9 protein-coding genes are annotated in these 18,733 nt (G+C 63.4%); 3 read left to right on the top strand and 6 right to left on the bottom strand.

Annotation, left to right across the window (positions count from 1 at the left end):
• From J7360_RS21545 to J7360_RS20820, 3 genes are all read left to right on the top strand, one after another.
• On the top strand, positions 1-749 hold a 749-nt coding region (locus J7360_RS21545; protein ID WP_244667874.1), incomplete at its 5' end, for an RHS repeat-associated core domain-containing protein.
• Entirely contained in the window at positions 749-1,084 is a 336-nt protein-coding gene (locus tag J7360_RS20825) for a hypothetical protein (RefSeq protein WP_139792627.1), read from the top strand. The genes J7360_RS21545 and J7360_RS20825, both read left to right, overlap by 1 nt.
• 507 nt (positions 1,085-1,591) lie before the next feature.
• Positions 1,592-1,987 carry a SymE family type I addiction module toxin gene (locus J7360_RS20820; RefSeq protein ID WP_209034729.1) on the top strand — a complete coding sequence of 132 codons (396 nt, stop codon included), beginning with the start codon at positions 1,592-1,594 and terminating at the stop codon, positions 1,985-1,987.
• A 231-nt stretch (positions 1,988-2,218) separates the two neighbouring features.
• Here J7360_RS20820 and J7360_RS20815 read toward each other — a convergent pair whose 3' ends face one another.
• The 6 genes from J7360_RS20815 to J7360_RS20790 all read right to left on the bottom strand — a co-directional run.
• Positions 2,219-4,594 carry a glycoside hydrolase family 127 protein gene (locus J7360_RS20815; RefSeq protein WP_057664003.1) on the bottom strand — a complete coding sequence of 792 codons (2,376 nt, stop codon included), beginning with the start codon at positions 4,592-4,594 and terminating at the stop codon, positions 2,219-2,221.
• Between the two features lie 116 nt (positions 4,595-4,710).
• Positions 4,711-7,605 carry a TonB-dependent receptor gene (locus J7360_RS20810; protein ID WP_209034727.1) on the bottom strand — a complete coding sequence of 965 codons (2,895 nt, stop codon included), beginning with the start codon at positions 7,603-7,605 and terminating at the stop codon, positions 4,711-4,713.
• Between the two features lie 493 nt (positions 7,606-8,098).
• Positions 8,099-10,444 (bottom strand): DPP IV N-terminal domain-containing protein, encoded by a 2,346-nt coding sequence (locus J7360_RS20805; RefSeq protein WP_209034725.1) that lies wholly within the window; start codon positions 10,442-10,444, stop codon positions 8,099-8,101.
• A gap of 314 nt (positions 10,445-10,758) precedes the next feature.
• Positions 10,759-12,345 (bottom strand): family 43 glycosylhydrolase, encoded by a 1,587-nt coding sequence (locus J7360_RS20800; protein ID WP_209034723.1) that lies wholly within the window; start codon positions 12,343-12,345, stop codon positions 10,759-10,761.
• Positions 12,342-16,700: an Ig-like domain-containing protein gene (locus J7360_RS20795; RefSeq protein ID WP_057663993.1), complete on the bottom strand. Its 4,359-nt coding sequence runs from the start codon at positions 16,698-16,700 to the stop codon at positions 12,342-12,344. Before J7360_RS20795 ends, J7360_RS20800 begins: the two co-directional genes overlap by 4 nt.
• A 404-nt stretch (positions 16,701-17,104) precedes the next feature.
• Positions 17,105-18,733, bottom strand: a 1,629-nt coding sequence (locus tag J7360_RS20790; RefSeq protein WP_244667873.1) for a TonB-dependent receptor, incomplete at its 5' end; no start/stop codon positions are given.

Below are 18,733 nucleotides of genomic sequence, written 5' to 3'. Positions count from 1 at the left end.
GCGATGGGGAGCGTGCGTCTGTGAACCGGGAAATTCCCGCGGAAAGCGCCAGAAATGGCGAAATTCCGAAGTTCCAAAAGCCACTCTTCGGAACGACGCCACCTTCCGCCCTGTCAGGTCTCGTTGTTCAGACCTTCCTGAAGGGCGAAGCTTTCGGCAACACCGCGCCGAATCAAGATCCTGATGGGAATGGTGCGGCGCTGGTCTTGGATATGCGGTTCCCGGGGCAGCGCTTCGATGCGGCGAGTGGGTTGAATCAGAACTACTTCCGGGACTATGAAGCGGCTACGGGCAGGTATGGGCAGAGTGATCCGATTGGACTAAACGGAGGATTTTCCACATTCTCCTATGTAGAGTCATCCCCATTTAAATACAGCGATGCATTTGGGCTTGTCAAACATACAAGTGGCCGCTGGATTGAATGTGGGAAAGGTTGCAGGATTCGAATCGACTTTACTTTCGATGAAGCCACGGGCAGTAAGATCAGGCACCTCCACTGGGAATGCAAAGGTGATACGGGAGAATGCGGCGAAAATGGACATCCTTCGCACGGCGGCACATGGGATGACGCACCAAGCATAATCAAAGAATGTGCATTAAATAATGGCTTTGCTGGCAAGTCAGTGACTAACGACAACTTTAATTCCCGAAAGTCAACTCCAGAAATGTCTGCCAGCGCAAAAGCCGTGCTTTATATCGGCGGCGCAGCAATTATATTTTTTGGATTTTTATCAGGAGCCGGAAGTTAATGAATAAAGAAAATCCAGCAACCCTAGATCTTCATGACGCAATAATTGAGAGCATCTCACTAGACTTCAGCACCCGCACACTAAAAATTTATACAAAACACTATCAATCAAGAAAAAGTTCAAAAAGATCAAAATTGATAATTAGTTTTTATAAAGTGGCAAACTACTCATGCCTTTCCGACTTAGAATCAATACTAGATAACTCCAAATCAGGGAATATCAACTCGTGGTCTCCAGCCAAGGGTAAGGGAACAACATACATCTATCTAGTAGAGGGCTGCATTCAAGTAGCTGCAGATAACGTAGAAATTGATTGCGAAATCACAAATCAATAAAAACAAAAATTATAGGCTGCAGTGATTTATATATATCCATATAATTTCGCCCGATAAAGTCAGAAAGAGAATACAGCATCGGCTGCTAGCAAAACCCGGAACTGGAAGACAAGCCAATCCGCCCGCACAACAGCGAAGGGACTAAGTTTTTTCGCTTACTGCCTAGTGGTCTGGGGCAGTTGACATCCCGAACAACAAGTAGCGACCTCCACCTCAAGGAGCGTAGAAACTCCGTTCATAGCGGTACCCACCTTCGTCAAACCGGTGGGTTTTTGTGCCTGTTCTGCAGGTGCAAGCCGACGCGATGCCTACGTCGGGAGGGCGGCTAATACAACACTCCTTCGGGAGAAATACGCCCGCCGACTATGCACGGTTTCTAACCTCCCGACATCCCGTCGCCGGCCGGCGACGGTGCCTGTTCTTCGTAGGAGGCGTTGTGATGGCAAATGTATCGATAGTGGGGGTGGGTGGGCGTCGTCGCTCCGTGGTGCTGGCGGAGGTGAGGCGATGAGCCGGGCGCAGTCTTCAACCGCCAAGCGGTCCAAATTGAACGCCAAACGCACTGCTACCGCCAAGCGGACGACCACGCCGGTAGAGGACGCGCAGCCAATGCGGCTGGTGCCCTCGCCCACGTTCGACGTGGACAATCTCGCCTTCGACCACCGGCCCGCCCGTCACCCAGATGATATTGCGCAGCGCCCGCCGCGCAAGGCACTCGCGCCCACGCGCTGCACGGTGGGCTATGCGTTTTACGATGCAGCGCCGGGCCGGCAACACAGCCAGCGGATTCCCAGCGTGCGCTTGCGCGGGCTGTGGCTGGAGCAATTGGGGTTTGCGGTTGGCAGCAAGCTGCGGATCACTGCACGTAATGGCGAACTGGTGGTGACGGTAGCGGAGGATTAGCCTGCGAGTGAGTAATGCGGCATTTCTGCACTGCTGAAACTGCACAGGGGCTTCGCCGCCGTACCCTCACCCCAACCCCTCTCCCGCGGGGAGAGGGGCTTTATGTTGCATGTCTGAGTTCTTACGTGTAGCTGCGGGCGCGGTCTCTCGCTCTGTGGTGCCATGCGCTCTGCAGAGGTCGCGCGAGGACCTCGTCATACTTTCAAGATGCGCTTGCTACAGCGCCCACACTCAAACCGACGCCAACACCCAACACCCAAAGGCAGGCCCGGCCGAGTAGCCTTTCTCCGGTTCGATACGAATCTGCAAGGTGGCGCGGCCGGCCACTGCTGCCGGCAAAGCGTAATCCACATCGACGAAATCCAGGCCGCGGTTGCCGTCCAGGCGTTCGCTGGCGATGAGTTCGCCGTCGGCGAGGATGCGGAAGCGGCGGCGGGTTTCGTCGCCCCAGTAGCGCAGGCGCAGGATGCGGGCCTGGGCGGTATTGCGCAGGGTGAAGGCCATGAAGCCGCCGGTACGCACGTCGCGGCCGGGCCGGCGGCGGTAGCTGAGCGGGTTGGAATTTTCCCCCTGCAGTGCATGCGCCTTTTCGGAGGCTTCATCGCCCAGCGCGATGCGATCGAGCGCGCGGGTGTCGAGTGCGTGCTGCGCTGCCGCTGCTGCCGCCAGTTCGGTCTGGCGTTGCCGCCATGCGGCGGCGTCGCGGTGTTCCAGGTAAACCGCGCTGCGGCGGTCGAACTGGGCGTAGAACGGCGACAACTGCCACTGCTGCATGCCATCGGTGTAGACGAACGCTGTCTTGCCCGGCACCGGCTGCAGGCGTTGCAGGATGTCCTGCCCCCCGATCAATGTCGGGGTCTTGCCCGACCACGGCTTGGCGGCGTCGCCCAGATCGACGGCGAGCACCAGCGGGCCGTGCAGCACCGACACCCAGGCGGGATCGTCCGGGGTCGCTTCCAGGCGCAGCGGCATGTCGAACGACAGCTGGAGGGTATCGCCGGGCTGCCAGACGCGCGTGAGGCGTAGATAGCCATCGCTGGCGCTGCCATCGACAGGTTGGCCATTGAGTCGCAGGCGCGGTTGTTGCGCCCAACCCGGCACGCGCAGTGCGAGCATGCGTTGCGCTGGCGGCGCGCCATCGATGCGCAGCGAGGCGCTGCCCTGCTCCGGCAAGGCGCTGTGCAAGGTCATGTTTAGTCCGGCGGCGTCGCGCACGGTGGAAGGCACGTACAAATTGATGTAGACGCCCTGCCCGTCCTGCCAGTAGATGGAATCGCCGAACTGCGCGTGCGCTTCCATGCCGCTACCGACGCAGCACCAGAAATCGTCGAACGGCGACGACCAGCCGCGCGCTTCGCCGGCCAGCAGCGGCGTCATGTAGGTAAACATGCCGGTGCGTGGATGCTGCTGTGCCATCACGTGGTTGAGCAAGGTGCGTTCGTAGTAGTCGAACAACTCCGCCTGCGGGCCCCATTGATACAGGTGGCGGGTGAGCTTGAGCATGTTGTAACTGGCGCAATGCTCGCAGGTCTGCTCGGTGAGGAATTTCGAAATGCTGTCCGGCTGTTGGAAATATTCGCGATCACCATTTCCGCCGATCACATAGGTGTGGTGGTCGGTGACGGTATGCCAGAAGAAGCGCGCTGCCGCGCCCGATGCGGCAGCGCCGATGACTTCGTACTCGCGCGCCAGGCCGATCAGCTTGGGGATATTGGTATTGGAATGCTGGTGCGCCAATGCGTCGCGCTGGGCGATGAGTGGGTCGAGCACGGCGTGGTGATGCAGGCGCTGCGCCAGCGCCAGCCATTGCGCATCGCCGGTTTGCACATGCAGTTCGACGAACGATTCGTTGAGGCCACCGAATTCGCAGGACAGCACCTTTTGCAATTGCGCGTCGTCGAGCGCAGCGAAGACGCCCTGCAGGTAACCGGCCAGAGCCACCGCGACCTGCAGCGCCTGCGCATTTTCGCAATGCGCATGTACATCAAGCAGTCCGGCGAACAGTTTGTGCCAGGTGTACAGCGGCGCCCAGCTGCCGTTGAGATAGAACGGCGCCGGGTCGATCTTGCCGCGTTTAAGCTCGTCGAAGACCGCGCGCCCACTCTCGATCTGCCCGGCTGCGTTCTTGCGTGTGAAGCCGGCCACATAGCCATCGCCGGCATGCGTCTGGCAGCGTGCCAGTTCGCTGACCAGATACCCGGCGCGCGTGCGGCACTGCGCATCGCCTGTTTGCGCGTGCATGAGTGCCAGCGCACTGAGATAGTGGCCGAGCGTATGCCCGGCAATGGTGTCCGCCTCCCAACCGCCATAGGCTGGCGCCTTCGGGTCGAGGCCGGCATACAGCACGAAGTTGTGCAACAGCCGGTCCGGCTGCAGCCGCATCAGATAGCGCCGGTTGGTCTGCAGAGCATCCAGAAACAACGATGGCGTGAGCCGGACCTGGGCAAGCGGCACCGCGCGCACGCTGCCAGGTTGCGCAGCGCTGGCCTGGGCCGGGAACCTCAGGAAGCCTGCAGCTACCGCCAGGCTGCTCCAGGCCAGAAAGCGCCGCCGCGATAGCGACAGCGTGTGGTTGCAGGTCGATTCGCTTAGGTGCACTTCCGTCATGGGATCAGCTTAACTCCTGAAAGCGCGCACGCATGCGCGCGGTCGCAACCAGGCCGTGGAATGGCATCTGCGCAACCGCTCGCACCCGGCCGCGCAGCGCCGCAACAACAGCACACTCAGAACTTCACCGTCGCGCGTGCCCAATAAAAACGCCCGAGCAGGTCGTAGGTCGCCACATCGGTATTGGCATTGCCCACGTTGTTGGAGTAATACAACGGCGGCTGCTTGTTAGCGATGTTGTCCACACCAACTTCAAAGCGCGTATGCCATGGCTCCACGTTATAGCCAAGCTGCAGGTTGTTGTAGACGTAGGCGCCGATATTGCGCACCACCGTCGGTTCGCTGGCATCGGCCGACAGGCTCTGGTCCGGATCCGAATTGCCGATGGCGGTATGCCCCACGTAACGGATGCGCCAGGTGGCGCTCCAGTCGTCCAGTGCCCAGCTGACCGTGCCCAGCGCACGCCAGCGTGGGAAGTTGCCGTAGGCCTGGGTGTAGCGGCCCACGTTGTGGATGGTGACCGAGCTGGGGTCGGTGGTGTCGGGCAACACGTCGTAACGGGTGAGATAGGTGCCGTTGAGGCCGGCGGTGACATTGCCCCAGGCGGTCGCCGGCAGGCGGTAGGTCAGGTTGAAGTCCATGCCCTTGGCCCATAGCTTGCCCAGGTTGACGGTGGGCTCGGCGATGTAATTGATGGTGCCGTTGCCGTTGCGATGGATCAACGCGCAGAACGCGCTGGCCGAGTTGGCGAAGCATTGATTCAGCACCGTCTGCGCCGACACCGTGGTGATGGTGTCTTCCAGGTCGATGCGCCACCAGTCCGCACTCAGCGACAGGCCGTCGATCCATTGCGGGTCGTAGACCAAGCCGACATCGTAGGACTTGCCGGTTTCCGGCTTGAGCTGGTAGCCCGCCACTGCCGCGCCGGAGACCTTGCCCGACACCTGCCCATCCGATTGCTGGTAGCTGCCATCGGTGGGCACGTTCGCGCAGGCCACCGTGTTGCCGCCGGTGTAGCCGTTGCACGGGTCGTTGACGGTGGCCGCGTCGCCGGCGACGCCGGCATACAGCTCGTTGATGTTGGGTGCGCGAAACACCTGCGAGACGGTGCCGCGCAACAATAGGTTTTCGATGGGGCGGTATTCCAGCGAGAGCTTGCTATTGGTCTTGCTGCCCACCGAGCTGTAGTCGGAAAAGCGCGTGCCGATCGTGATGTTCAATGCATTGATGCCGGGCAGATCCTTGAGCAGCGGGAACAGTGCTTCTGCGTAGGCTTCCTTGACATCGAAACTGCCGCTCAAGCTGGACGAACAGAATTCGATCACCCCGCACAGGCCGTTCTCATCGCCGGTCCATAGCGGGTCCGAGGCGGTGGTGGAGCGCTCTTTTCGGTACGACATGCCGGCCGCCAGGCTGGCCTCGCCGGCCGGCAACGCGAACAGCGTGCCGTTGGCATTGGCCTCGAATTGCTTGACCGTGTACACGCTGGTGACGATGGGATTGACCACCATGCCCTGCAATGTGGCCAGGTTGGAGCTGTCGTTGAGGTTGAAGAAATTCAACGGCGTGCAGCCGGCAATCGCTGCGCCTGCGCTGCCGCACTTGACGGTGCCGTCGCTGTCCAGGAACGACGGGCCGATGGCCTGATTGAACGCGGCATAGTCGAGAAAGCCGTTGTTGATCGACTTTTGCTTGACCTTGCCGTAATTGAAGGTGGCATCCCACTGCCAGGAGCTGTCGCCGAAACGGCCGCGCAGACCCGGGCTGATCTGGAAGTTGTAGGTGTTGTACTGATAGCGGCGGTTGCCCAGCACGGTGGCGCGGGTATTGAGGTCGCTGTAGGAGGTGCCGGTGCTGCGATCGGTGCCGAAGTTGACGCCGAACGGGTTGTAGTAACTCTGCGCCGACACCAGGATGTTGTCGCCATTGGAGAAGATCGGAATCGGCGCAATGATCGAGGCCGACTCAGTCTTGCTAAACCAGGTGTTGACGTAGCCCTCGACGTTGTCGCTGAAGCGATACGTGCCCAGCAGGAAAGCATTGGTGCGTTTTTGCGGGGTCTGCAACAGGTTGAACGGCTGGTAGTTGTACGAGTCTGCGCTGGCGTTGTAACAGTGGAAGTCGCCGGGGCCGGCGCGCCCGCTGACACCGCTGTTGAGGGTGACGCGCCCGCAGCCATTGGATTGTGCAAGCAGCTGCGATTGATCCGACCCATCGTTGAAGTTGACCGAGCCGGTGGGCGTGGCGGAGGAGCCCTGCTTCACCGGTTGGCCATTGGTCAGGGCGAGCGCGTCCTTGGAGTAATCGCGCGCCACTGCCGAGACGGCATCGATGTTGTGATACGACAGGCCGCCGATCAGGCTGCCGCGCTCCCAGGTCTTGCCGGCGGTCAAGGCGAAGTTGCGGCGGTTGCCATCGCCTTCGCTACTGGTGCCGAAGTCGCTGCTGAACTGCACGCCGTCGAAGCGCGAGCGCAGGATGAAGTTGACCACCCCGCCGATCGCATCGGAGCCGTACACCGCAGAGGCACCGTCACTGAGCACCTCGATGCGTTCGATCATGCTGGAAGGAATGGCGTTGACGTCGTTGTAAGCCAGGCGGATGCCGTTGACCAGCACCAGCGTGCGCTTGTCGCCCAGGCCGCGCAGCGAGATCGCCGAGGCACCGGTGCCGCCGCCGTTGTTGGTATAGGGATTGGTGGCATTGCCGGCGATGGATGGCAATTCCTGCAGCAAATCGCCCACGGTCGCCTTGCCGGTGGCAGCGATCTGCTCCTGGCTGACGGTGACCACCGGGTTGGCGGTTTCGGTGTCCACGCGGCGCAGGCGCGAGCCGGTGACGACCACGCTGTCCAGCGTCTGCGTCGCATCGCCACCCGCCGCCTGCTGAGCAGCCACCGGCGCGGCCGCACCTGCCGACAGCGCCAGCAACAGCGCGGAAGTGAGCATGCTCGGCAACGGCCGCGTGGTGGCGTTGGTCGTGCGGGAGAGAGGCAACGGCAACATCGGCATGCAAGGCTCCTGAGTGTGACGAAAGACAAACAGTGGGCAATACCTGCCCGTGCCGACGTATAGCGGCGCAGGGCGACGTAGATGGCAGACGCACGCTGCAACGGACCGCTGGCACGGTCGTGGTGCAGACACGCAGACAACGTGCGACGCAGGCGACCGGAAAATCGCGCAGCAACGCGTACTGCCAGGAATGTGGTGCATTCCACACTGGATGCGCGCTTGCGCTCCAGTTTTCATCAGCTGGTCACAATGTGCCTGTGCGCGGACGCTACGTCTTGTCGCATTTGGCGAACGCGCATGCGGAAAACAGCATGGTTCGCAACTGAACGATCATGCGTGGCGGCACGAGCTCGCTCGAGCCCGCACGCTTGCGCACTGCTTGCGGCGATTGGAGTGCAGATCAAGCTGACCAGGATCGCTGCGCGGACCGGGGCATCGGGCTGGGTGTGCCGCGCACGTCAAATCGACGCACGCGAACGGCAGCGCACGCGCATCACGGCGCCGGTGCGGCCGGCGCTGCTGCATTGCGATTCCACTCCGGGGTGGGTGCCTGCTGCATCCAGCGCAGGAAGAAATCCAGCAAGCGGCGCCTGCCGTAGTCGCCACCGGCACCGTGGTCGCCGCCCGGCACGACCAGCAGATCGAAGTCCTTGCCGGCCTTGATCAGGCGATCGGCCACCTGGAAGGTACTGGCCGGGTCTACATTCATATCCATGTCGCCGGTGACCAGCAACAGATGCCCATGCAGGCGCGCAGCGTTCTCCACGTTCGACGAGGCGGCGTACCACGGCCCGACCGGCCAGCCCATCCACTGTTCGTTCCACCAGATCTTGTCCATGCGGTTGTCGTGACACCCGGAATTGGCCACACCCGCCACATAGAACTCCGGATGAAACAGCAGCGCCCCCAACGCGTTTTGCCCGCCCGCCGAGGTGCCGTACACGCCGACACCGCCGCCGACGTCGTACCACGGGTACTGCGCTGCGGCGGCCTTGTGCCAGGCGATACTGTCCGGCAACCCGGCGTCCTTGAGGTTGCGCCATGCCACATCGTGGAAGGCCCGCGAGCGGTTGTTGGTGCCCATGCCATCGATTTGCGTCACCGCAAACCCCATCCCGGTGAGCGATGGTGTCGCGGTGGTAAAGCGGTTGGGGACGAACGAGCCCTGCGGACCTGCATAGATGTCTTCGACGACCCGATAGCGCCGCTGCGGATCGAGCTGCTGCGGGCGATGGATGACGCCCCAGATCTCGGTCTTGCCATCGCGCCCGGTGGTGTGGAACGGCAGCGGCGCCTGCCACCCAGCCGCCAGCAGGCGGCTCAGGTCGGTGCGCTCCACCGTGCGTGCCAGCCCGCCATCTGCGCTGCGCCGCAGTTCCAGCACCGGGCCCAGATCAACGCGCGAATACAGATCCAGTAGCCAGGTTCCATCCGGCGAATAGCGCACCTCATGATCGGCAGCCAGCGGCGTCAATGCGGTGAGCCCGCGGCCATCCAGGCCGATGCGATAGGCATGGCGATAGTACGGGTCTTCGCCGGGCTGCATGCCCGAGGCGGTGAAATACACCTGCCCTGCGGCTTGGTCGATGCGATCGAGCTTGCGCACTACCCAGTCGCCACGGGTGATCTGGCGGATCACCTCGCCGCTGTGGCCGTCGTACAGATACAGATGCTCCCAGCCATCGCGCTCGGAGGCCCACACGATTTGCGCGCCATCGTCCAGATCCTGGCGCGCGTGCTTGCCGCCGTTCTCATGCTCGCCACTGAGCTCGGAGTATTCGATGAAGGTGGGCGATGTCTCTTCGATGAGCGTGCGCGCGTTGGCGGTGCGTGCGTCCACCTCGATCACCCGATACAGCTGGTGCCCGCGCGCGTTGTATTCAAAGGTGAAGCCGCGGCTGTCGTTCCACCAGACCATCTCGCTCACGGTGAAGGCATTGGGTAGCAAGGTCATCGCCACCGGGTGCGCTGCGTGCGTGGCGATGTCGAACAGCACCGGTTGCATCACCGGCAATGCATCGCCCGGCTTGGGGTAGACCTGCTGATGCAACTTCGGCTGCAGCTGATCAGCGGGCGCCGACTCGATGTAATAGACCATCCGCGGCGGCGGTGCCTTGACCCGATACGCCGCCAGATGCTGCGAATCCGGCGACCACACCACGCTGTCGAGTGCGTAGTAGTCCTGCGCACTGCCATCTTGGCTGAGCACGCTGCGTTCGTGACTGCCGACCGGTGCGATGACCAGGTTGCCCTGCTCCACCCAGGCGCGCCAGCGGCCATCCGGCGATTGCTTGGCCTGCTGCTCGCCCTGTTTGTGCGGCAGGCGCATGTCCATCGATTCGGCTGGCAGGTCGCGTTCGGGCAGATGTGCGCAGCGATAGCGCCGCAGATCGCATTGCCAGCCCAGTTTCGCCAGCTGGAAGCTCAGGCGCTGCTGTTCCAGGGTGGGCTCCTCGAGCTGCAGTCGCGCTGCGTCGACTGCCTTGGCACCAGCCTGCGTCAACGCGGCGGCCAGTCGCGCGTGATCGAAGGCCAGTGTGTTGCGGCCAATGGCCGCCTCTACCAGGCGGTATTCGATGGCCGGCAACTGGTTGCTGCGTGCCACCCCACGCCGATACAGAAAATGCCCGGCATCCACCCACACCGGCGCCGTAGGCTGCCGGTCCACCAGCGAGGCATAGCGATCGGACAAGCCCATCGCTTGCGTGTACTGCGCTGGCGTGGGGGCGGCGAGTGGTGCCGCAGTCGCCGACACGATGTGCGCGAGGGCGAGCGACACGCACCAGGTGGCGATGGTGCGAAAGCGCATGACGGGGATCTGTGGCACCTGCGACCTCATCGAAGCGTTGGAAAGACAGTGCGGCGTTGATGGACGATGGCCGAGCCGCTGGCCGCAACCGCTGCGGCAGGCATACGCCAAGGACGCTGCGACAGGCCGGCCAGGAGAGCAGACGCGACGGCTGCGCGGGGCGACACAACTGCTTGCAATGTGGAGCAACGCACGTCAGCGCGCCTGAACCACTTGGGACACGTTCGCAAGGCATGCGCGGCCAGTGCGCGCAAGCCAGTTCGTTGTACCCCGCCAGTGCACTGCACTGCTCGCGCACCCTCAGCCATCGTTCGGCTGCCGCACGCGGTGCCTTGTCAGTTGCTTCACGGCGCATCGCAATGCGTGCTGTCGGCGGCTGTGGCAGATGGCAGCCGTTGTGGCTGTGGCGCCAGCACTTCCCATTCCTGCACTGCCAGCGCGGCGTAGCTGGCCGGGTTGCCGGAGGCGTCCATGACCACGCGCACGCAGCGCGTCGTCACCGGCGCGAACGACACCGCTTCATCGTGATCGGGACGCTTGCCATACCCATCGCGCGGCTGCACGGGCTGCCATCGCCCCGCGCTCCGGTATTCCAGATGCCAACGCGCCGGCGGTGCCACGCCGACGTCGGCACCGGCCGGGTGGTCGGCCCAGAACACGATGCGCGTGCGATCCACGGTGATCGGTTGCGCCCAGCTGTATTGGATCCACTGCTGCGATGGGTTGTGGTCCGTCCAGCTGCCCCACATCTCCGGCGGCAAGGGATTGGCCTTGACGATGCCGTCGTTGAGCGCGGCGATCCAGTACTGCACCGGGATATCCGGGCCATTGGATGCAGTTGCATAGGCCGACGGCGCTTGATTGCGCGTGGGCGGCGCAGGTGGCGTTGGACGCCGCGTCGGCACCACGGTGCTGATGCTGGCCGGCTGGGTGCTGTCGTCCCATTCCAGCCGGTCGATCGCCACGCTGCGGCGGAAATGCCCGCCGCCGTGCGCATCGGCGGTGTGATACACCAGATACCACTGCCGCTGAAATTCGACGATGCCCGGATGCGAGGTGGTCGAGGACACCGGCCGCAGCACGATGCCGCGATATGTCCACGGACCCAGCGGGGTTGGCGCGCTCGCATAGGCAATGCAGGCGTGATACAGCGTGGGCGTGCATGGCGAAAGACGCCCGGCGTTGTTGGCCGAGTAGGCCAGATAATAGGTGCCGTTGCGCTTGAACAGCCAGGGCGCCTCGAAATAACCGTCCAGCGTGTCCACGCGGATCGGCGTGCCCTTGAAGCTGATCATGTCGCGCTGCAGCTCCACGCCGTACAACGCACCGAAGGTGCCCCAATACAGATACGCCCGTCCGTCGTCGTCGACCAGCACGGTCGGGTCGATGTTCTGGATGTCGTTGTGGCCCGGCACCGACTGCGAGACCACCGGACCCTGCGGATGCGCGTCGGTCCAAGGGCCGAGCGGACTATCGGCCACCGCCACGCCGATCGCGAATGGGTCGGCATTGGGCGAATCGCGCTGCTGCACCGGCGCATACAGGTAATAGCGCCCATCCGGGCCCTGCACGATCTGCGCCGCGTAGGCATGACGCTTGTCTGCCCAGGCAAAGACCTGCTGCGGCCGCAATAGATCGCGGTAGTGGGTCCAGTCGCCGCTGGCCGGATCGCTGCTGACGAACAGTTGCCAGCCAGGCATGACGAACGCATTGAGATTGGGAGCCGCGGTGTCGCGGCCGGCAATGATGTACAGCTTGCCATCGGCCACCAGCGGCGCAGGGTCGGCGGAATATGTGCTGCCGTCGGCGAGGATGGGATTGCCGGGTGCATGCAGCCGCGTTGCCTGCGGCGGCTGTAAGGCACAGGCCGGAGCGCTGGCCAGCAACAACCCGCACGTCACCACCAGCAACCGTAAAAACGTGCGCATCATGGCGCAGCCGCCTTGATCTGCACCAGCAGCGTCACCGACACGTGTCCGGTGGGTGCACGCCCTTGCGCGGTGCCGGTGAGCTGGAGTTCGCCAGGCTGTGCGTAACGCTCCGCTTGCAAGGTTGGCCATTGCACCGGCAAGCGTTCGCGCGAGCCGTCGTTGTATTGCACCGTCACAAAGCCCGGTAGCGTCGGTGCATGCCCAACAACCGCGCTCACCGTCGGCAACGGCTGCACGGTGTTGATCTGAGCCGGCGGCGTCGCGCGTACCCAGATGGTGGCCCTGACGGGAATCGCGCCTTCCACCAAGCCCTGCAGTTCCACCGTACCTTCGTGGCCCAGGCGGCTGGCGGCCAGCTCTGACCACTGCACCGCCACCGGCAGCACACTGCCATCGGCAAAGAACGCGGTGATCTCCTGTGGCAGCGTCGGCAGTTGCCCGGGAGCAGTCCGCAGATCGATCGTCTCCAACTGTTTGGGCAGATCAGACAGCGCCTGCCATTCGTCCACACCGATGGCGGCATGTCCGTCGCCCTTGGTCTGCGTCGTCAACACCACGCGCAGCCTGGTGGTTACGACCGGCACAAAGCTGGCGGTGCTCGCCGCACCTGTCGCCCCCGGGGCAATCGGGTAGCCGCTCTTGCTGACGATGTCCTGCCAACGTCCGTCCTGCAGCATCTGCAACTTCCAGCCAGCAGGCGCTGCCACCCCGCCATTGGGCTGGTCGTTCCACAGATAGAGCGTGCTCGACGACAAGCGCACCGGACGTGGCCATTGATACTGCAACCACACTGTCGCTGGCTGGTCGAGCCCATAGCTGCCCCAGCGCAGGCTACCACTGGGAAAGCTGCCCGGCTGCGGGATGAAGCCATCGTTCAAGGCCTGCACGCGGTATTGCATGCCGGTGAGTTGCGCACTGACAGCGGCCACGGCCTGCAACGGGATGCTCTGCAGCGGGCGCGAGGCGGCGGCGCTGACCTGCACATCGGCATGCCCGATCAGCGCCCCATCGTTGGCGACCAATCGCAAGATGTATTGCCCGGCACGGGTGAAACGTACCGAAGTCTGTAGCGCGGCGGCATCGGCAAACACCGCATCGCCACCTTCCGGGGCCTGCTGCACGCGCCAGCGCACCTGCAGCGTGCCAGTGGGCAAGCCGTCATCACCAACGCGGCCTTGCACCGCCACCGCGCCATCGGCGCCCGGCGTGTCCAGCTGCCATGCCTGCACCTGCGGCGGCGTGTTGCCCGCAAATGCCGGCGCCGGCAAGCCGCTATCGAACAGCTGGATTTCCTTGATGCCGGTGCGCGCCGTGCCAGCGTGCGTCACCACCACGCGCAGCGCGGCAGTGCGGATGGCCGGAAAGCGCACCCGATTGCGATTGCCCTCCGCCAGCGTGGCATCGCGGACCTGGCCGGGAACGTTCTTCCATCCACCGCTGCCGTCCTGATATTGCACGGTGTAGATCCACGGTGCCGCGTAGCCAGGCAGCGTTCCGGAGGGAAAGCCGTTCTGATCGCCGCCCGGCGACGAGCTGCGATAGAAGTACAGCACGACCTGATCCACGGTTTGCAGGCTGCCCAGGTCCAGCGCGATCCAGTCGCTGGCCGACGGCGAGCCGGCGGTACCCCAGAACGGCGTACTGGCAGTACTGCCGTCTACCGCCGCCGTCGCCGGCAAACCTGCGGCAGCGAAACTGGCGCTGACACGGGCACCCTCGGCAAGATCGCGACTGTGCGCGGGCGGCAGCGTCACATCCACACCGGCCTTGGCCAGGATCTGCGCGATCCGCGAGCCGGCCGCGAACGGCACCTGCGTCATCGACGCCAGCGGCGCGGGATGCGCTTCCAGCACCTGCGCGGTGCCATTGCGGTTGACCGCGTCCGGCGCGGCACTGACCTGGCCGCTGGCCGGGTCGTACACCACATGCGCCAACCGGTCCACACGGAACGCCAGGCGACCATCCAGATAGACGCTATAGCCCTTCGGCAGCCGGCCACCGTAATGGCTGCCATCACGATCCCAGACGATGCTCAGATTGCGGTCGCGATAGCGCAGATTGTCGGCGGCGAAATGGTCCCAGCCGATATCGATCGGATACAACTCGATCTTGCCGTCGCTGCGCGGGCGAAAGCCCATCGCATCCTCGATCATGCTGAAGTTGGTCGCCCCCAGCTGGGTATGGTGGATCCAGGAGCGATAACCGATCTTGCCGCCGTTCTTGGCACTGCCCTTGGCCCAGAATTCGTTCTGGTCGGGGTAGCGATTGTCGCCATTGATAAAGGGCGCCCAGGCATTCCAGTACAGCAGCTTGCGGTAGCTCTGCGCGTTCAGATACGGGCTGGGGTAATCGCGCAGGGCCGAGCCGAATAGACGGAATGCCACCGTCGCATTGATGGTGGAAAAGTTGTTGCTGCCCACATCGGTGCCGCTGCCGCGCGCCTGCATGTCCACCTGGTTGGCGGTATAGAACGGGAACAGCGGGTATTGCGCTGCGTCGGCGAACAGCCGCAAGGCGCGCACATACTTGGGGGCGTAGCCGGAATCGCCCTGCTTGGGCATCAAGCCCACGCTGAACGGGTAGTAGTTGTTGGTTTCCTTCCAGTCGACCGCCAGCCGCGGCCCGTCGGCCTGGCGATGCTTGAGCAGATCGCCATACAGGCCAACTGAGTCGGGCGCGTCGCTGTGGTCCTGCCACAGCACGTCCAGCACAGCCTTGCGGATACGGCGCGCGGTGGCCTGCATGCGCTGCGCGGTAGCGGTGTCGCCCGCGAGCATCGCTGCCTGCGCCGCCGCCTGCGCATTGGCGTAGACGTAGGCGCTCTCGGTGCGGTCCATGCGGATCTGGCCGTGCTGGTCGGCCCAGTCGAACGACACCGCGTCGGCGTCGTTGCCGGTCATCGCCGCCCAGTCGTATTCGATCAAACCGTTGTGATTGAGATCGTAGGCCGCCAGTACGCCGTCCACGTCACCGCTGCCATAGCGTGCCAGCTTGCCCGCCAGCGCCGCTGGCCCACCATGGATCTGCATCGACCGCCATGCCGCGGCCGTGATGTATTGCGCATAGGAGTTGGACCAGTTCTCCGGCGAGCCGGGGTTGTCGGTGTACTTGCCACCGCCCGCGGTCTCGCCCGCGCTGAGCCAGGTGCCATAGGCGTACAGCGGATTGCGCAGGTATTTCAGATCGTCCAGGAACATTCCGGCGGTCAGCACGATGGCATTGTCGTAGCCAAGCACACCCTCGATGGCGACCGGGAACTGGTAGTCGTTGCCGGGGACGTTGGCATCGAGGAAGTTGAAGCGCAGCACCCACCAGCGATAGAACAGGCTCTTACTGATGTTCTCGTCGGGCGTATCCAGGTACGGCAGATTGTCCACCCACCAGCGGTTATAGCTGGCCACGTGCTGCTGGTAGGCCTGCTGCGGCGTCTGCGCGGCAATCCGCGTGTACTCGGCGCGGGCTTCGGGCAATTCGCGGGTAAGCATGCCGAGCTGCAGCTTGATTGCCGCCGTTTCGCCACTGGCAGGAATCTCCACATCGCGCACCAGCTGCTGCCCCTCGACGCGGAAGCCATCGCCGGACAGACGGGGGAAGACCGTCGTGATGTGGTTGTAGGCGTCGAATGCACCGGTCAACTCGTTGCCGTCGGCATGCTGGGCGATCGGCGACACCGCTTGCAGCGATAGCGTGTGCGCTGCGCCATCCAGACTGGACAGCACGACGCTGGCGACCGCCACGTTCTGCTCGGTGATGTACTTGACCAAGCGCATGCGCACGCCCGCGTCGGCATCTTCGAACACTGTGGTGAAATAGCTCGGCGTCTGACGCCGCTGCTGCGACACCTCCTTCCAGTGGATACGACGCTTGCCCAGCGTGGAGTGGATGTGGAACAGCGCGTCGTAGTCGGTGGCATGCCAATACGCCACCTGCCCAACGAATCCCGGCGCATCGGGCGCGTGATAGGTCAGATACGCGGCACGGCCGCGGGTAAACAGCCAGTCGTTGCGATCGTCGAAACCGCCGCCGGTTCCCTCGCGCACCAGCATGCGGTCGATCCAGAAATCGTTGCCCGGCACCTGCCCTGCCCCATGCGCGACATCGGCCGCGTAGATCCGTGCCAGTTGTCCGCCGGGCGCAAACGGCACCGCGCTGTCGGGCATCGGGTGGTCCAGCCCGTGGAACAGCGGCTCGCCGATCATCGCGTTGGGCTGGGCGATCGGCGCTTCCTGGGCGACTGCAAGCGGCCAGCCCAGCATTACGCATGTCCACAACAGCGCAGCAGCGCCGGTGCGTCGGGTCAAACGCAACCAGCGCCGGTGCCGCGCCAGGAACAACTTCCAGCGTAAATTCCTCATGCATCCATCTCATTAGCGTGCAAGGCAGCGCGATCGATGCGGCGGCTGGTGCGCATCGGACAATAAACAGCGGCGATACTCCCTATTGCATCGCAAGCGATGTAACGCAGCCGCCTCACTATAGTTGTTTGCGCCGGCAACACCTGCGTCAACACGAAGTGCAGCGATGCAATGCGAACCTTGCTGTGCGTCGTCTGCCGCCACGCGTAGCGATCGTGGCGACAGATGACGCGAACCGCCGGCCGCGCACCCACCGGCTGACGCAGGCCATGCAGGGCAACCCCAGCCTTGCGCCAACTTGGCGCGCCATTGCTCGGTGCGGCATGTACCGCGCGTCCACTGCGTTCCAAGGGCGGTGCGCCGTCTACGTTGCCTGACATCTGTTTGCTGCCTTGTTAGCCGCCCTAAAACTCCACGCGCAGCCGGCTCCAGACATACCGCCCGAGCATGTCGTAGGTGCTCGCTTCGGTATTGGCCGCATTGGAGTAGCTATAGAACCGTGGCGGCTTGCGGTCGCCCAGGTTGTCGATGCCCACCGCCAGCGTGCTATGCAGCGATGCGATCTTCCGGCTCAGCGAGGCGTCGTGATACACCACCGAGCCGATTGGGAAGTAGGCGCAGCTACCATCGGCATTGGTGTCGACGCAGAAATTTTCGTACTGGCTACCGTTGACCGTGCGGCCCAGGTAACGGGCGTTCCAGCTCGCATGCCACGGGCCCTTGTCCCAGGCCAGATTGGCCACGGCGCGCCAGCGCGGCATGTTGCCCCAGCTGGAATTTTCGCCAACGTAATTATGCGAATCGCCCGCAAAGCGATAGCTGGAGAAGAACGTCGCATCCAGCCCCAGCGCAAACGTGCCCCAGGCAGTATCGGCCAGCGTGTAGTGAATGCCGGCATCGTAGCCGCGAATATCGACCTTGCCGCTGTTGTACGCGAACGGCACCGACACCCGCGTCAGCTGTCCGGTGGCATCGCGTTGAATCAGCGGACAGAAGGCGGCTTCGCTGCCGTCGAAGCAATCGCTGACCACCTGCTGATAGCCGACACCGCTCAGCATGTCGTCCAGCACGACTCGCCAGCTGTCCACGTTGAGCGACAGCCCGCGCAACCGATCCGGGTCGTAGACCACGCCCACATTGTAGGAGCGGCCACGCTCGGGCTTGAGCTTGAAGCCCACGTTATTGGCGCCGGAGGTCACCACGTTGAACTGCGCAGTGTTGGTGAAGCTGCCATCGTTGGGCACGTTCGCGCAGGCCGGATTCGGCGCGCCGGTCAAGCCTGTGCACGGGTCCTCGAAATCGCCGGTGTTGTCGACCACGCTGTTGTAGGGCGAGCCATACAAATCGCCCAATGCCGGCGCCCGGAACACCTGCGAGCCGGTGGCGCGGACCAGCAGATTCGCAATTGGCCGCCACTCGATCGCAAGCTTGCTGTTGGTGGTGCTGCCCCAGGCGTCGTAGTTGGAATAGCGCGAGCCCAGATTCAGGTTCAACACATGGGCGAACGGCACATCCTTCAACAGTGGCAGCAGCAATTCCGCATAGGCTTCCCTGACCGACTCATCGCGCCCCTGCTTGAGGATGCAGCCATCGTTGTAGTCGCAATTGCCATCGGCATCGGCAGCGGCCACCTCGCTCGTCGTGCCCTGCGCGAACGTGTTGGTGCGATACACCAGGCCGATGGCCGCCTGCACCATTCCGGCCGGCAGCTTGAACAGATCGCCATTGGCGCTGATATCGACAAAGCGCATCTGGCTTTTGTCAATCAGGTCCACCGGCCGCTGCGTGCCACGCAATGCGGCGATGGTGGCCGGGTCGTTGGGGTTGAAGACATTGATCGGCGTGCAACCGGCGATCACTGCGTCCGGCGCGCCGCACTTCACTCCTCCGTCGCTGTCCAGGAACGAAGCACCGACTGCGTTGTTCAACGCCGAGGTGATCGAAAAACCGGTGCGCACCAAGGGAAGGTCTGAACAACGAGACCTGACAGGGCGGAAGGTGGCGTCGTTCCGAAGAGTGGCTTTTGGAACTTC

It is taken from the genome of Xanthomonas sp. D-99, assembly GCF_017746145.1.
Classification (GTDB): Bacteria; Pseudomonadota; Gammaproteobacteria; order Xanthomonadales; family Xanthomonadaceae; genus Xanthomonas; species Xanthomonas cissicola.
Note: the sequence above shows the minus strand (reverse complement) of the source record. Positions and strands in the feature narration are given on the sequence as shown.

Coding starts and splice junctions, on each gene's coding strand:
- J7360_RS20815 (WP_057664003.1), bottom strand. CDS start 4,594: ATGACGGAAGTGCACCTAAGCGAATCGACCTGCAACCACACGCTGTCG.
- J7360_RS20810 (WP_209034727.1), bottom strand. CDS start 7,605: ATGCCGATGTTGCCGTTGCCTCTCTCCCGCACGACCAACGCCACCACG.
- J7360_RS20820 (WP_209034729.1), top strand. CDS start 1,592: ATGAGCCGGGCGCAGTCTTCAACCGCCAAGCGGTCCAAATTGAACGCC.
- J7360_RS20795 (WP_057663993.1), bottom strand. CDS start 16,700: ATGAGGAATTTACGCTGGAAGTTGTTCCTGGCGCGGCACCGGCGCTGG.
- J7360_RS20825 (WP_139792627.1), top strand. CDS start 749: ATGAATAAAGAAAATCCAGCAACCCTAGATCTTCATGACGCAATAATT.
- J7360_RS20800 (WP_209034723.1), bottom strand. CDS start 12,345: ATGATGCGCACGTTTTTACGGTTGCTGGTGGTGACGTGCGGGTTGTTG.
- J7360_RS20805 (WP_209034725.1), bottom strand. CDS start 10,444: ATGAGGTCGCAGGTGCCACAGATCCCCGTCATGCGCTTTCGCACCATC.